General features: G+C 71.6%; 13 protein-coding genes. 8 read left to right on the top strand and 5 right to left on the bottom strand.

The genetic code is table 11. The features are described from left to right. Positions 1-124: 124 nt before the first annotated feature. The 4 genes from ACZ6KF_RS21590 to ACZ6KF_RS21575 all read left to right on the top strand — a co-directional run bounded on the left by ACZ6KF_RS21590 (position 125) and on the right by ACZ6KF_RS21575 (position 3,657). Positions 125-1,426: a replication initiator gene (locus ACZ6KF_RS21590; RefSeq protein WP_469239773.1), complete on the top strand. Its 1,302-nt coding sequence runs from the start codon at positions 125-127 to the stop codon at positions 1,424-1,426. Then, positions 1,419-1,655 (top strand): helix-turn-helix transcriptional regulator, encoded by a 237-nt coding sequence (locus ACZ6KF_RS21585; RefSeq protein WP_452897886.1) that lies wholly within the window; start codon positions 1,419-1,421, stop codon positions 1,653-1,655. The genes ACZ6KF_RS21590 and ACZ6KF_RS21585 overlap by 8 nt, the downstream gene beginning before the upstream one ends. Beyond that, positions 1,655-2,884, top strand: a complete 1,230-nt coding sequence (locus tag ACZ6KF_RS21580; protein WP_469239662.1) for a tyrosine-type recombinase/integrase — start codon at positions 1,655-1,657, stop codon at positions 2,882-2,884. The genes ACZ6KF_RS21585 and ACZ6KF_RS21580 overlap by 1 nt, the downstream gene beginning before the upstream one ends. A 584-nt stretch (positions 2,885-3,468) precedes the next feature. After that, on the top strand, positions 3,469-3,657 hold the full coding sequence (locus tag ACZ6KF_RS21575; protein ID WP_469239660.1) for a hypothetical protein: 189 nt from the start codon (positions 3,469-3,471) through the stop codon (positions 3,655-3,657). Positions 3,658-3,743: 86 nt separating this feature from the next. Here ACZ6KF_RS21575 and ACZ6KF_RS21570 read toward each other — a convergent pair whose 3' ends face one another. Then, a complete protein-coding gene (locus ACZ6KF_RS21570) occupies positions 3,744-4,505 on the bottom strand; it encodes a phosphoglyceromutase (RefSeq protein ID WP_469239659.1) in 762 nt (253 codons plus the stop codon). Positions 4,506-4,735: 230 nt separating this feature from the next. Here ACZ6KF_RS21570 and ACZ6KF_RS21565 point away from each other — a divergent pair, with 230 nt between their 5' ends. After that, positions 4,736-6,001, top strand: coding sequence for an MDR family MFS transporter (locus ACZ6KF_RS21565; RefSeq protein WP_356635513.1), 1,266 nt, complete (start codon positions 4,736-4,738; stop codon positions 5,999-6,001). 225 nt (positions 6,002-6,226) lie between these two features. Here the strand turns inward: ACZ6KF_RS21565 and ACZ6KF_RS21560 are convergent, their stop codons facing one another. Both ACZ6KF_RS21560 and mshA read right to left on the bottom strand, forming a co-directional pair. Further along, positions 6,227-6,730: a type III secretion system chaperone family protein gene (locus ACZ6KF_RS21560; protein ID WP_469239657.1), complete on the bottom strand. Its 504-nt coding sequence runs from the start codon at positions 6,728-6,730 to the stop codon at positions 6,227-6,229. Next, the gene (gene mshA, locus ACZ6KF_RS21555) at positions 6,723-8,060 is read right to left on the bottom strand and encodes a D-inositol-3-phosphate glycosyltransferase (protein ID WP_356635509.1); all 1,338 of its coding nucleotides are present in this window, start codon (positions 8,058-8,060) and stop codon (positions 6,723-6,725) included. Before mshA ends, ACZ6KF_RS21560 begins: the two co-directional genes overlap by 8 nt. 193 nt (positions 8,061-8,253) lie before the next feature. Between mshA and ACZ6KF_RS21550 the strand changes: the two genes are divergently transcribed. From ACZ6KF_RS21550 to ACZ6KF_RS21540, 3 genes are all read left to right on the top strand, one after another. Then, positions 8,254-9,090, top strand: coding sequence for a class I SAM-dependent methyltransferase (locus ACZ6KF_RS21550; RefSeq protein WP_469178202.1), 837 nt, complete (start codon positions 8,254-8,256; stop codon positions 9,088-9,090). A gap of 615 nt (positions 9,091-9,705) precedes the next feature. Continuing rightward, complete coding sequence (locus ACZ6KF_RS21545) at positions 9,706-10,806, top strand: C40 family peptidase (RefSeq protein WP_469158601.1); 1,101 nt, start codon at positions 9,706-9,708, stop codon at positions 10,804-10,806. Positions 10,807-11,180: 374 nt separating this feature from the next. After that, entirely contained in the window at positions 11,181-12,491 is a 1,311-nt protein-coding gene (locus tag ACZ6KF_RS21540; protein WP_356635505.1) for a PP2C family protein-serine/threonine phosphatase, read from the top strand. Positions 12,492-12,539: 48 nt separating this feature from the next. Here ACZ6KF_RS21540 and ACZ6KF_RS21535 read toward each other — a convergent pair whose 3' ends face one another. Then, the gene (locus tag ACZ6KF_RS21535; protein ID WP_356635526.1) at positions 12,540-12,872 is read right to left on the bottom strand and encodes a DUF2516 family protein; all 333 of its coding nucleotides are present in this window, start codon (positions 12,870-12,872) and stop codon (positions 12,540-12,542) included. A 140-nt stretch (positions 12,873-13,012) separates the two neighbouring features. Continuing rightward, positions 13,013-13,621 (bottom strand): hypothetical protein, encoded by a 609-nt coding sequence (locus ACZ6KF_RS21530; RefSeq protein WP_356635503.1) that lies wholly within the window; start codon positions 13,619-13,621, stop codon positions 13,013-13,015. Positions 13,622-13,663: the final 42 nt, after the last annotated feature.

Raw genomic sequence — 13,663 nt, 5'->3', positions numbered from 1 at the left:
GGCGGCGGCACACGACCAAGCATTTCGCCGCCCCGGGGCCTGTTCCTCCCGACCGAGCCCAGCCAGAAGGGGAAAAGCCATCTTCACCCGCACCACACCGCCCCCACTTCCGGAAGTCGCGAACCTGGCCGCGCAGGGCACGCTGCCGGGTATCCTCCGCCAACTCTCCGGACTCGGCGGTTGCACCAACCCGATCCACCTCGACGGCCACCGCACCGAGTACGACGTCGACACCCGCACCGGCGAGATCGGCAATGTCCTCCACCGCCTCGACTCGTCCAGCCTCCCGGCCGGACAGCTCCTCGTCCGCTGTAACAACCGCCGCACGACCCGCTGCCAGGCCTGCGCCGAGGTCTACCGCCGCGACACCTTCCACCTGATCACCTCCGGACTGCGCGGCGGCAAGGGCACCCCCGAACACGTCGCCACGCACCCGCGCGTGTTCGCCACCTTCACCGCGCCGACCTTCGGCCCGGTCCACAACCGCCCCTCCAGCGGACGCCCCTGCCGCTGCGGCACCCACCACGACCAGGACGACGACGCACTCGGCACCGCGCTCGACCCGGACACCTACGACTACGAAGCCGCCGTCCTCTGGAACGCCCACGCCGGTCCCCTCTGGCGGCGCTTCTCCACCTACCTGCGCCGAGAGGTCGCCAAGCGCGCCGGCCTGTCCCAGCGGCGCTTTCGCGAGCACGCCCGCGTGAGCTTTGCCAAGGTCGCCGAGTACCAGAAGCGCGGCGCGGTCCACTTCCACGCCGTCATCCGCATCGACGGGCCCAGCGGCGGCGACACTCCACCCCCTACCTGGGCCACGGCCGAACTGCTCACGGACGCCATCCGCGCTGCCGCCGCCAAGGTCCGCGTGGACGGCCCGACCATCGACGGCCGCACACACACCTTCACCTTCGGCCGCCAACTCGACGTCCGCACCATCCGGTCCGCCGACTTCAACGACGGCCAGGAACTCACCGAACGAGCCGTCGCCGCCTACATCGCCAAGTACGCCACCAAGGGCGCCGAAACGGCGACAGGGGCTCTCGACCGGCCGCTCAAGTTCGCCGCCGAACTCGCCCAGCTCGACATCAGCGACCACGCCCGCCGCATGATCCGAACCGCCTGGTTCCTCGGCGCACGCGAGGACCTCGAACACCTGCGGCTCCGCGCGTGGGCTCACATGCTCGGGTTCCGCGGCCACTTCTCCACCAAGTCCCGCCGCTACTCCACCACCCTCGGCGCCCTCCGCGACGCCCGCGCCGCATGGCGCCGCGCCCAAGCCGCAGCAGCCAACGGCTCCGAGTCCGAGACGACGTACGTCCTCGCGCACTGGGTCTTCGCCGGAACCGGCCTGTCCGACGCCGAAGCCTGGCTCGCCGCATCCCTCGAACCCGCCCCCGGAACGGAAGGAGAACCAACCCGTGGCTAACCGACGCCTCAGCCTGGCGGACGTGGCTGCCGAACCGCGCGCTCTGCCCTCCCGGTATCTGACGCCTGAAGACCTGGTCGAGATGTTCGACCTGCCCAGCGTCGAGACGGTCTACCAGTGGCGCAGGAAGCGCACCGGTCCCAGAGGCTTCCGTGTCGGTCGGCACCTGCGCTTCGATCCGATCGACGTGCGGGCCTGGGTGGATGCCCAGCTTGGGGAAGCTGCCTGATGGCCGGGCACATCCAGGACCGTTGGTACAAGACCGAGGTTGGCCCGGACGGCAAGACCAGCAAGGTCAAGACCGAGCGGTACGGCTCGGGCATGCGGTACCGCGCTCGGTACGTCGGCCCGGACGGCACGGAGAAGTCGAAGAGCTTTCCTGACCGGCAGAAGCGGCTCGCCGAGCAGTGGTTGACCCAGACTGAGGCCGACATGGCGCGCGGGCAGTACATCGACCCGCGCGCGGCACGGATCACGTTTCAGCAGTACGCCGAGAACTGGGTGACTCACGCACCGGATCCGAACACTCAGGCGTCGATGGAGTCGCAGCTTCGGCTGCACGCGTTCCCGTACCTGGGGTCGCGTCCGCTCGGCTCCTTCCAGCCTGCTCACATCCGTGACTGGGTGAGGCAGCTCCAAGAGAACGGCGTCCGTGGCTCGTACGCTCGGACGATCTACTCCAACGTGCGGGCGGCTCTGAGCGCTGCCGTGGACGATGGGCATCTTCCCCGGAACCCGTGTGCTGCTCGCTCGGTCCGGCCGCCGACCGTGGACAGCAAGCGAGTCGTCCCATGGACGGCAGAGCGGGTCTTCGCCGTCCGGGCCGGCATGCCCGAGCGGTACCAAGCCATGGTCGACCTGGGTGGCGGGTGCGGTCTCCGCCAGGGGGAGATTCTGGGCATCGCCGTCGACGCGATCGACTTTGCGGCGGGCATGCTCCACGTGGTCCAGCAGCTCAAGCTGAGCCGCAGCAAGCCCGTGTTCGCCCCGCCCAAGGGTGGCAAGCTGCGGGACGTGCCGCTGCCCGGTCCGGTCGCTGATGCCCTCCGGGACCACATGAAGCGGTTCCCGCCGGTGGAGATCACCTTGCCGTGGAAGGTGGCGGACGGGCCTCCGGTGACCAAGCGGCTGATCTTCACCGGCCCGCGTGGCGGTCATGTCTGGCGGACGTCCCTCAACGAGGAAGTGTGGAAGCGGGCGCTCGCCTCGGCCGGGGTGATCCCCGAGCGGAAGCCAGGCGAGTCCTACGCGGAGTCACGCGAGAACGGCATGCACGCCCTCCGGCACTTCTACGCCTCGGTGCTCCTGGACGCCGGGGAGAACATCAAGGCGGTGGCCGAGTACCTAGGGCACTCGGACCCAGGGCTCACCCTGCGCGTCTACGCGCATCTGATGCCGTCAAGCCAGGAACGCACATGTAAGGCAGTAAGTGCGATCTTCATGGCACGAACGCTCTAGCCTTCCAATGGCCAGGCTCAGGGTTCCGATTCGGTTTGGGTCAATGCGCCTGCGTGCATCTCGATGTTGCAAAGTGAAGTTGCAAAGTGAGTGTGCATACTGAGTAGGCAAACCGAGCAGGCTAATCCAGTTATCCATGGCCATTTGGTCAAGTCGATTTGGCCAAACCGACTTGGCCAAACCGACTTGGCCAAACCGACTTGGTCAAACCGGCTACCGGGGTGGCTGCGGACCCGTTGCGTTATACCTCGACACTGCTACTCGGCGCAGGCAGGCAGGTCAAGCCGTCAAGGAGCTAACGATGGGACGGGTCAGCTAGCCCACAACAACCGTGACTCAAGGTCGAGACGGCCACTCGGATCGGCCCTTCAGATTCTCTCACCAGAAGTGCCCCACGGAGGCACTGCACAACCAGAAATGGGAGATCGCAGGCAGCCTCTGGAGCCCTCAGCTGCACGTTTTGTCGATCTACGCAATAGGACGCTAAAGTCCAGCGCATCGCCAGCGAGAGAAAGAGGGGCCGTCCACTGGCATGGGCGGCCCCTCACTCGTCGGCGTCACAGTCACGGCTCTAAAGAGGACTCATGAAACCAACGGAGAACGCCATGGTGCCACGACCTGGTCTGCGTATCGACCTCGTCCCGCGTGAAGCGCACCTTGGCATCATCAGTCTCGCAGGCGCAGCCCTGGCCCTCTGGGTCGGCGCCGAGTTGCTTGCCGTCATCCCGCCTACCTTTCTGGCCTCAGTCCACGTGAGGATTCGTCGCATCTGAGCCCGACGGCCCAGACACGGCCCATGGCATGCAAGAGGCCCCCCGCCCGCGACATAGCCGCAGGTGGGGGGCTTTTAGGGCTCTGCTTACTTCTTTTTGCCCTGGTTCTTGACCGCCTCGATCGCTGCCGCGGCCGCGTCCGGGTCGAGGTACGTGCCGCCCGGGTTCAGGGGCTTGAACTCGGCGTCGAGTTCGTAGGACAGGGGGATGCCCGTCGGGATGTTCAGGCCCGCGATGTCGGCGTCGGAGATGCCGTCGAGGTGCTTGACCAGGGCGCGCAGGCTGTTGCCGTGGGCGGCGACGAGGACCGTGCGGCCGGTCAGGAGGTCGGGGACGATGGCGTCGAACCAGTACGGGAGCATGCGGACGACGACGTCCTTCAGGCACTCCGTCCGCGGGCGCAGCTCCGGCGGGAGGGTGGCGTAGCGCGGGTCGGAGAACTGGGAGTACTCGGCGTCGCGGTCCAGGGGCGGCGGCGGGGTGTCGTAGGAACGGCGCCACAGCATGAACTGCTCCTCGCCGAACTCCGCGAGGGTCTGGGCCTTGTCCTTGCCCTGGAGGGCGCCGTAGTGGCGCTCGTTCAGGCGCCAGGAGCGCTTGACCGGGATCCAGAGGCGGTCGGCGGACTCGAGGGCGAGCTGCGCGGTGCGGATCGCTCGCTTCTGGAGGGACGTGTGGACCACGTCGGGCAGCAGGCCGGCGTCCTTCAGCAGCTCGCCGCCGCGCGTCGCCTCCTTCTCGCCCTTCGCGGTGAGGTTGACGTCCACCCAGCCGGTGAACAGGTTCTTCTCGTTCCACTCGCTCTCGCCGTGGCGGAGGAGGATCAGCTTGTACGGTGCGTCGGCCATGGCTCCGAGCGTAATGGACGGCTTTGATCGCTCGCGCGCCTGCCCGAAGGGCGGACGGGTGGCCGGGGAGGGGCCGGGAGCCCGGGGGCAGGCGGCGGACGGCGGGTGCCCGACGCCGTTGATCGAGTGGCCCTCCCCCGCCCTCCCGCCGTAAGGTCTGCTCGCGGCTCAAGCTGCTTACAGGACAGCTCCCGCCGCTTCACCTCATCGCACACCCCGGGGGAGCCTTCGTGTCACTCAGTCGTCTGAGACGTGCCGGCCGGGAGACCGTTTCCGGGTTGCCGCGGGCGTTCTGGTGGCTGTGGCTCAGCACGCTCGTCAATCGGCTCGGGGCCTTCGTGGCCACGTTCATGGCGCTGTATCTGACCCTCGACCGCGGCTACTCCGCCTCGTACGCCGGCCTGGTCGCGGCGTTGCACGGGCTCGGCGGGGTGCTGTCCTCGCTCGCGGGCGGGGTGATGGCCGACCGGCTCGGGCGGCGGCCCACGCTGCTCGTCGCGCAGGTGTCCACCGCGCTGTCCGTCGCGCTGCTCGGGTTCGTGCAGCATCCGGTCGCCATCGCCGGCGTCGCCTTCCTCGTCGGGGCGGCGTCCAACGCCTCGCGGCCGGCCGTGCAGGCGATGATGGCCGACATCGTCCGGCCCGAGGACCGGGTGCGGGCCTTCTCGCTCAACTACTGGGCCATCAACCTCGGGTTCGCCGTCTCCTCCATGGGCGCCGGGTTCATCGCCGAGGTCAGCTATCTCGCCGGGTTCCTGATCGAGGCGGTGATGACCCTGGCCTGCGCGATCGTCGTCTTCGTCAAGCTGCCCGAGTCGCGGCCGGAGCGCAGCCCCGCCGAGAAGGCGGCCGAACCGGAGGTCGGGCTCGGCACCGTGGTGCGGGACGGGCGGTTCATGAGCGTCGTCGGGCTCTCCTTCCTGGTCGCGCTCATCTTCCAGCAGGCGTCGGTCGGGTTGCCGATCGCCATGGGCGACGCCGGGTTCTCGGCCGCCGACTACGGCATGGCCATCGCCGTCAACGGTGTGCTGATCGTCGTGCTGCAGATCCCGGTGACCCGGTTCATCCAGCACCGCGACCAACGGCAACTGCTCGTCGTCTCCTCGCTCCTGGCCGGTTACGGCTTCGGGCTCACCGCCTTCGCCGGGTCTGTCGGGGTCTTCGCGCTCACCGTCTGCGTGTGGACCCTCGCCGAGATCGTCAACGCACCGACCCAGACGGGGCTGGTCGTGCGGCTGTCGCCCGCTCACGGGCGCGGGCGCTACCAGGGGATGTACACGATGTCCTGGTCGGTCGCCGCGCTGGTGGCGCCGCTGATGTCCGGCTTCGTCATCGACCGGTTCGGGGCGCAGTGGCTGTGGGGGCTGTGCGCGGTCGTCGGCACCGTGGCCGGCGCCGGGTACGCGGTGCTCATGCGCCGGCTGCCGGAGGACGAGGGCGCCGGGTCCGGAGCGGCGACGGGCGGGCCCGTGAAGCCCGAGGTCAGCGCCGTGTAGACGCCGCCGGCCGCCCAGGTGACGCCGGGGCGGCACCGGCGGCCGGGCGGCCGGGCATGGCTGGCGGACGGCACGGTTGGCGGACCGGCCACTACTGGCGGACCGGCGCGACAAGTAGTCGGGCGCGACAAGCGGTGGGGCACGACAAACGGTCGGGCACGACAAACGGTCAGGCGCGACAGACGGTCAGGCGCGACAGACGGTCGAGCGCGACAGACGGACCGGCTAGGAATCCGCCGGACGTTCCACCAGGTGGGTGAAGGCGTCGAGGTTTCGGGTCGACTCGCCCCGTGACACCCGCCACGCGTACTCCTTGCGGATGGCGGAGGCGAATCCCAGCTCCAGGAGGGTGTTGAAGTCGCCGTCGGCGGTCTCCAGTACCTGGCCGAGCAGGCGGTCGATCTCGCCCGGGGTGACGGCGGCGAGGGGGAGCTTGCCGGTGACGTAGATGTCGCCGAGGGGGTCGAGGGCGTAGCCGACGCCGTACAGCTTGAGGTTGCGCTCCAGGAGCCAGCGGTGGACGGCGGGCTCGTTCTCGTCGGGGTGGCGGATGACGAAGGCGTTCAGGGACAGCGAGTGTCTGCCGACGATCATCGAGACCGTGGTCGACAGCTTGCGGGTGCCGGGGAGCTGCACGACGTAGTGGCCCGCCGCGGGGTTCTCCCACTCCAGTCCGGCGTCCTTGAGGGCGTCCTCGAGGGCGCCCGCCGCCTTCTGTACGTCAGCCATGATGCGAGCGTACGCGACGGCGGTGCGCGTGCAGGGCAGCCGTGTAGACCTCGGCGGTGGCGGCGGCGGAGGCGTCCCAGCCGAAGTCGCGGGCGTGCCGGGCGGCGGCGGCGCCCATGCGGTCGGTCAGCCGCGGATCGTCGGCGAAATCGCGCAGCACGCGCGCGTAGGCGGCGGGATCGTGCCCCTTGAGGAGGACGCCGGTGCGCCCGTCCCGTACGGCCACAGGAAGGCCGCCGACGGCCGCCGCGAGCACCGGCGTGCCGGTCGCCTGGGCCTCTATGGCGACCAGGCCGAACGATTCGCTGTACGACGGCATGACGAGCACCGACGCGGCCCGGAACCAGTCGGCGAGCCGGTCCTGCCCGACGGGCGGGCGGAACTGCACGACGTCCGCGATGCCGAGGCGCGCGGCCAGCTTCTGCAGCCCTTCCGGCTTGGCGAGGCCGCTGCCGCTGGGGCCGCCGACCACGGGGACGACGATGCGGGAGCGCAGGTCGGGGCGCTCGTCCAGCAGGACGGCGACCGCGCGCAGCAGCACGTCGGGGGCCTTGAGGGGCTGGATGCGGCCGGCGAAGAGGGGGATCAGGGCGTCCTGCGGGAGGCCGAGGCGGGCGCGGGCGGCGGCACGGCCGTCGGCGGGGCGGAACCGGTCGAGGTTCACGCCTGGGTGGACGACGGCGACCTTGGCGGGGTCGGCGGAGTAGTGCCGTACCAGCTCGCCGGCCTCCTCGGCGGTGTTGGCGATCAGGCGGTCGGCGGCGTCGACGATCTGGGTCTCGCCGATGACGCGGGCGGCGGGCTCGGGGGTGTCGCCGTCGGCGAGGTTGGCGTTCTTCACCTTGGCCATGGTGTGCATGGCGTGCACCAGGGGGACGCCCCAGCGCTGGGCGGCGAGCCAGCCGACGTGGCCTGAGAGCCAGTAGTGCGAGTGGACCAGGTCGTAGTGGCCGGGGCGGTGGCCGGCCCACGCCTGCATGACGCCGTGGGTGAAGGCGCACAGCTGGGCCGGGAGGTCCTCCTTGGCGAGGCCCTCGTAGGGGCCGGCGTCGACGTGGCGGACGAGGACGCCGGGGGCCAGTTCGACGGTGGGCGGGAGGGCGGCGGCGGTCGCCCGGGTGAAGATCTCGACCTCGATGTTGATCGCGGCGAGCCGCTGGGCCAGTTCCACGATGTAGACGTTCATTCCGCCGGCGTCGCCCGTGCCGGGCTGGTGGAGCGGGGAGGTGTGCACGGAGAGCATCGCGATCCGGCGGGGCCTGCGATGCAGCCGCAGCCGCGGGGGTGTCCCCGCGGAACGACGCCCGAGCCTGCTCACATACTGGCTCACTGCGGTCCTCCTTGCTGCGGGCACGGCTCGGGGAGGACGTGCGGGGTCCTCTGGGAGGGGAACGCCCGCACGGGGCGGTCGCATTTCCGGCGGACCTCGGCGCGGGGCGGTTTTACCGAATCATTACCCCCTCTCGCTCAACCGTTCGACCTCGGTCCGAGTCCCCCGCTCCTGGCCGCTTACCCTCGATGGCATGCCCTCCCCCGCCGCGCTTCGCCCGAGCGGGCGCACCCCCGTCGTGGGAACGGTCACGCGCGGTACGACGCATCCCAACCGGCTGCGCCGCATGGACCGCTGGATCGCCGCCACCCACGGCGCCGAGCTGCGCCGCGCCGCCGACCCCGTCGCCGTCGACCTCGGTTACGGCGCCGCCCCCTGGACCGCCGTCGAGCTGCTCGGCCGGCTGCGCACGGTCGCGCCCCACGCGCGCGTGGTCGGCGTCGAGATCGAACCGGCACGGGTCGCCGCGGCACGGCCGTACGAGCGCGAAGGGCTCGCCTTCCGGCACGGCGGCTTCGAGATCCCGCTGCCCCGGCGCCCGCACCTCATCCGGGCCGCCAATGTGCTGCGCCAGTACGACGAGGGGGACGTCGCCGGCGTCTGGGAGCGGCTGTGCGCGCGCCTCGCGCCGGCCGACCCGGCGACGGGGACGCGGGGCGGGCTGCTGGTCGAGGGGACGTGCGACGAGATCGGGCGGCGGCACGTCTGGGTCGCGCTCGGCCCCGAAGGGGCGCGCACGGTCACCTTCGCCACCCGGCTGGGCTCGCTGGAGCGCCCCTCGGACCTGGCGGAACGGCTGCCGAAGGCGCTGATCCACCGCAACGTCCCCGGCGAGCCCGTGCACGCCTTCCTCCGCGACTTCGACCGCGCCTGGGCCGCCGCCGCCCCCTACGCCTCCTACGGCGCCCGCCAGCGCTGGCTGCGCACCGTCCGCTCCCTGACGACGGACTGGCCGGTGACGGACGGGCCCGCCCGGTGGCGTCAAGGGGAAGTGACGGTGCGGTGGGGGGCGTTGGCGCCGCGGGGGTGAGGCGGTTGGAGGCTGCGGCGGGGGGCGCGGTCTCGCGGGGGGGTGAAGCGGTTGAGGACCGCCGGGGAACGCGGCCCCGCGCGGTGAGGCGGTTGAGGACTGCCGGGGAACGCGGCCCCGCGCGGTGAGGCGGTTGAGGACTGCCGGGGAACGCGGCCCTGCGGGGTGAGGCGGTTGAGGACTGCAGGGGGGCGCGGGCACGTGGGGGTGAGGCGGTTGAGGCTGCGGGGAACACGGTCCAGCTGCGCCGGGGACGCGGCTCGGCGCCGCCGAGCGACACGGCTCCGTACCGCCGGGCGTGACGGCCCCGCCCCCGCAGGGCGACACGGCCCCGCCCCGCCCGCCGGTTCTCCCGCCCTTCCCCCGCCGACAGCAACTCTCCTCCGCACTCGCCGACTTCGCGCCCCGGACGCGCCCCCTTCGCCCCTCGTTCCCCCGGCGCCGCGGCCTGGGCGGAACGATCCGGGGTGAGTCGTTCGTCTCGGAGTCGGGGAGATCGTCGTAGCGGGCGCCGACGCGGAGAGTGTCGGGGCCTCTGTCGCTTTGCGGCGAGGCGTGGCACGATCCACCCGACGACCACGCGTTACTGACGGTAAATCAGTTTTGGGGGATGGTATGGCAACGGCCAAGCGCAGCGTGATCGCTGCCGCCGTGACCGTCGTCTGCGCGGTCACCGTGCTGGCGCTGCCGGGGACGGCGTTCGCGGCGCCGGACCCCGCGTCCACATCGTCCGGCGCGCCGCCCGCCGCCGCCTCCACGACCCGGGCCCCCGTCACCAACGAGGAGCTCGAGGCCGTCCGGCAGAAGCTGGAGCGCCTCTACCGCGCCGCCTCCGCCGCCACCGACGCCTACAACGCGGCCGAGGAGCGGGCCGAACGGCAGTCCGCCGAACTCGTCGAGCTGGCCGGGAAGATCGTCGAGGGCAAGAAGAAGCTCGCCGAGCTGAAGAACCGCACCGGCGCCGCGGCAGCCGCGCAGTACCGCACGGGCGGCCTTCCGCCCGAGGCGCATCTGATGCTCAGCGACGACCCGCAGGAGTTCCTCGACGGCACCGGCCGGGTCCGCCAGGGCGAGCGCGCGACTCGTCACCTGCTGGAGCAGACCACCCGCACCCAGCAGGACCTGGAGCTGTACGCCGCCGACGCCTCCGCCCAGTTGAAGCAGATGGAGGCCGGCCGGAAGGCGAAGGCCACCGCCCGCGAGAAGATCGAGCGGCGGATCGCGGAGGCCGAGAAGCTGGAGTCCCGGCTGGAGAAGAAGGAGCGCGAGCGCCTCGCCGAGCTGGAGCGGGCCGCCGCCCAGCGCGCGCAGAACGCCTGGCTGGACACCGGCGCCCTCGACGGCGCCGCCGGGAAGGCCTCCGAGCAGGGCGAGAAGGCCGTGAAGTTCGCGACGGCCCAGATCGGCAAGCCGTACGAATGGGGCGCCGAGGGCCCGGCGACCTTCGACTGCTCCGGCCTGACCTCCCAGGCGTGGGCCAGCGCCGGCAGCACCATCCCGCGCACCTCGCAGGAACAGTGGCGGCAGCTGCCGCGCGTGGCGGTCGAGGACATGCGCCCCGGCGACCTCATCATCTACTTCGACGACGCCACCCACGTCGGCATGTACATCGGCGACGGCACGATGGTGCACGCCCCGCGCCCCGGGCGGACGGTGACCACGGCGGGCGCGGGCTCCCTGCCGATCCTGGGGGTCGTGCGGCCGGACGGAGCCTGACGGGAGGCTCCGCCGCCCGGGCGCCCGGGTGGCGGTGCGCGCGGCTGACGTCCGACCGGCGGGCCTGCCGGCAGCCGGAAACACCACGGTGACCCGCGCCGAACATGCCACGGTGACCTCCACCACGTGACCCGGCGCACCCCCACCCCGCCGATCTCCCGCCGAACTCCCGCCGGACGTGACCTTCGTCATCCCGTCCTGACGGCCGCCGTGTCCAACTGCGGCAGGAAACGCGGCATATGACGGCCCTTACCGGCCCGGCGGGGTGTCGCACACCATTCCGCTGCGGTGCCGACACCCGCTATGGTCCCCGTCGGTGGGTCGAGGTCCCTCGCCCCGCCGTGCCCTCGGGGGGAGGGAAGGAACTCACGACAATGCCCGCACCCGTACCGCGGCAGAGAGCGATCCCGGCCGCGGAGAGTGGTCAGGCGCCGGCCGCGCCCACCGTCGGCGGCCTCGCGAAGGACGAGGCTTCGCGCAGGGAACAGACGGCCGAGAACAGCTCCCAAGCCAATCTGACGCTGCTGCTGATCGAGGACGACCCCGGCGGCTCGCCGATCGTGCCCGAGCTGCTCGACCAGGCCGGCAAGCCCATCCGGATCCGCACCGCCCGCAACCTCACCGAGGCCGAGCGGCTGCTCACCGACGACGTCCACTGCATACTCCTGGACCTCGCGCTGACCGCCCCCGGACGCCCCGGCGACGCGGACGACGACGAGCTGGCCGTACTGCGCCACGTACTCGAGCTCGCGCCCCGGCACGCCGTCCTCGCCCTCACCGCGTCCGGCGACGCCGAACGCGGCGCCGAGGCGGTACGCGTGGGCGCACAGGACTATCTCTTCCGCGACGAGCTGGACGGCCGGCTGCTGAGCCGGGCGATCCGGTACGCCGTCGAGCGGAAACGATCCGACACGGCCGAGCGGCGCCTCGCCGAGGGCCGAATGCGCGCCCAGGAGAACCGCCGGCTGGAGCGCGGGCTGCTGCCCACGCCGCTCCTCGACGGGTCTCCGCTGCGCTTCGCCGCCCGCTACCGCCCCGGCCGCTCCCGCGCCCTGCTCGGCGGCGACTTCTACGACGTCGTGCGCACCCCGGACGGCACCGTGCACGCCATGATCGGCGACGTCTGCGGCCACGGCCCGGACGAGGCCGCCCTCGGCGTGGAGCTGCGCATCGCCTGGCGCGCCCTGACACTGGCCGGGCTGTGCGGCGACGAGCTGCTCGGCACGCTCCAGCAGGTGCTGGAGCACGAGCGCGCGGACGACGAGATCTTCGCGACGCTGTGCACGGTGGACATCGCGCCGGACGGCCGCCGCGCCGGCCTGTGCCTGGCGGGCCACCCGGCACCGCTGATCGCCGTACCGGGCCGCGCGCCCCGGCTGCTGCCGTACGACAACAACGGCCCCGCCCTCGGGCTGCTGCAGGGCGCCCGCTGGCCGCGGATGCAGGTGCAGCTCGGTGCGGAGTGGAGCCTGATGCTCTACACCGACGGCCTCATCGAGGGCCGCGTCGGCGAGGGCCGGGAGCGGCTCGGTCAGGACGGCATGGTGGAGATGGTGCACCGCCTGCTGGAACAGGGCATGCGGGGCGAGCGGCTGCTGCGCGAGGCGGTCAACGAGGTCCGCAAGCTCAACGGCGGCGAGCTGACGGACGACGTGGCGGTGCTGCTGCTGGACCGGGAGCCGTAGTCCCCGTAGGCCCCCGGCCGGGCCGGGCGGGCCTGCGTCCCCCGCGGGTCAGCGACCGCCGTTGTACGGCCCGTACGGCCCGTCGCTGCTGGAGCCTCTGCGGCTGCGGCCGCCGCCCGACAGGCCGCGCAGGGCCGGGCGGACGTCGACGACGTACACGATGGTGGCGATCAGGCCGATGATCGGCAGGAACGACAGGATGTTGAAGATCAGGTTCACCACGAAGGCGAGCCCGAGGATGATCAGCCAGAACGGCTTGGTCTGCTTGTCGGCCGCGCGGTAGGCGTCCTCGCGGCGCGTGGCGGCGTCGATCAGCGCGAAACCGCTGAAAAGGATCAGGGCCATGCTCAACAGCCACATGAACCCGGCGAATCCCTGCATCAGCACAACGTCCACCACCCGAATCCGTACGTCTCTTCGCGGTCACCGTACCCGCCTCCGAGGGCCCGGTACCCGGAGAACGGGCCGGGCACCCCAGGAGTGCCCGACCCGTGATGTTCACCCCTTCGGGTGAGCCGACCTCACTTGGCCGGCGGCGTCGTCTTCTTCGCGGCGGGCTTGCGGGCGGCCGGAGCCTTCTTGGCGGCGGGCTTCTTCTCCGCGGCCGAGGCGGACGCGGTCGTCGCACCGGCCGGCTCGTCGGCGTCGGCGGCCCGGTCCGCCTGGGCCGGCTTGGCATCCGGCTCCACGGCGATCGCCAGCTCCTCGATCTCCTCGGCCGCCTCGCCGCGCCAGGTCCGCAGGGTCTGCTCGCCGTGCTCGGCGACCTTCTCGTAGGTCTCACGGGCCCGCACCGCGTACTCCGCGGCGACGCCGACGCTGCGCAGGGCGAGGTCCTGGGCCGTCTCGCCGAGCTTCTTGAAGTCCGCGTCGAGGGAGCCGATGAACTCGTTGACCTTGGTCTGCAGGGTCTCCTGTGTCTCCTTGACCCGCGCGGTGGCCTTCTCCTGCACGGCCTTCGGGTCGGCGTTGCGGACGGCCTCGATCCGGGCCGGGGCCTCGGCGCGCAGCTGTTCGACCAGACCGGGCACCTTCCGGGCCTGCTGGAGTGCGAGGTCGGCGGTGCCGGCGGCGAAGTAGAGGGGCTTCGGGTCGCGGAACGTCTTACGCAAATCGTCGGTGACGGCCATGGTGGTGGTCCTCCCAGTGGCTTTCGGTATGAGGGTTTTGAG

The organism is Streptomyces sp. NPDC046379, assembly GCF_055587785.1.
Note: the sequence above shows the minus strand (reverse complement) of the source record. Positions and strands in the feature narration are given on the sequence as shown.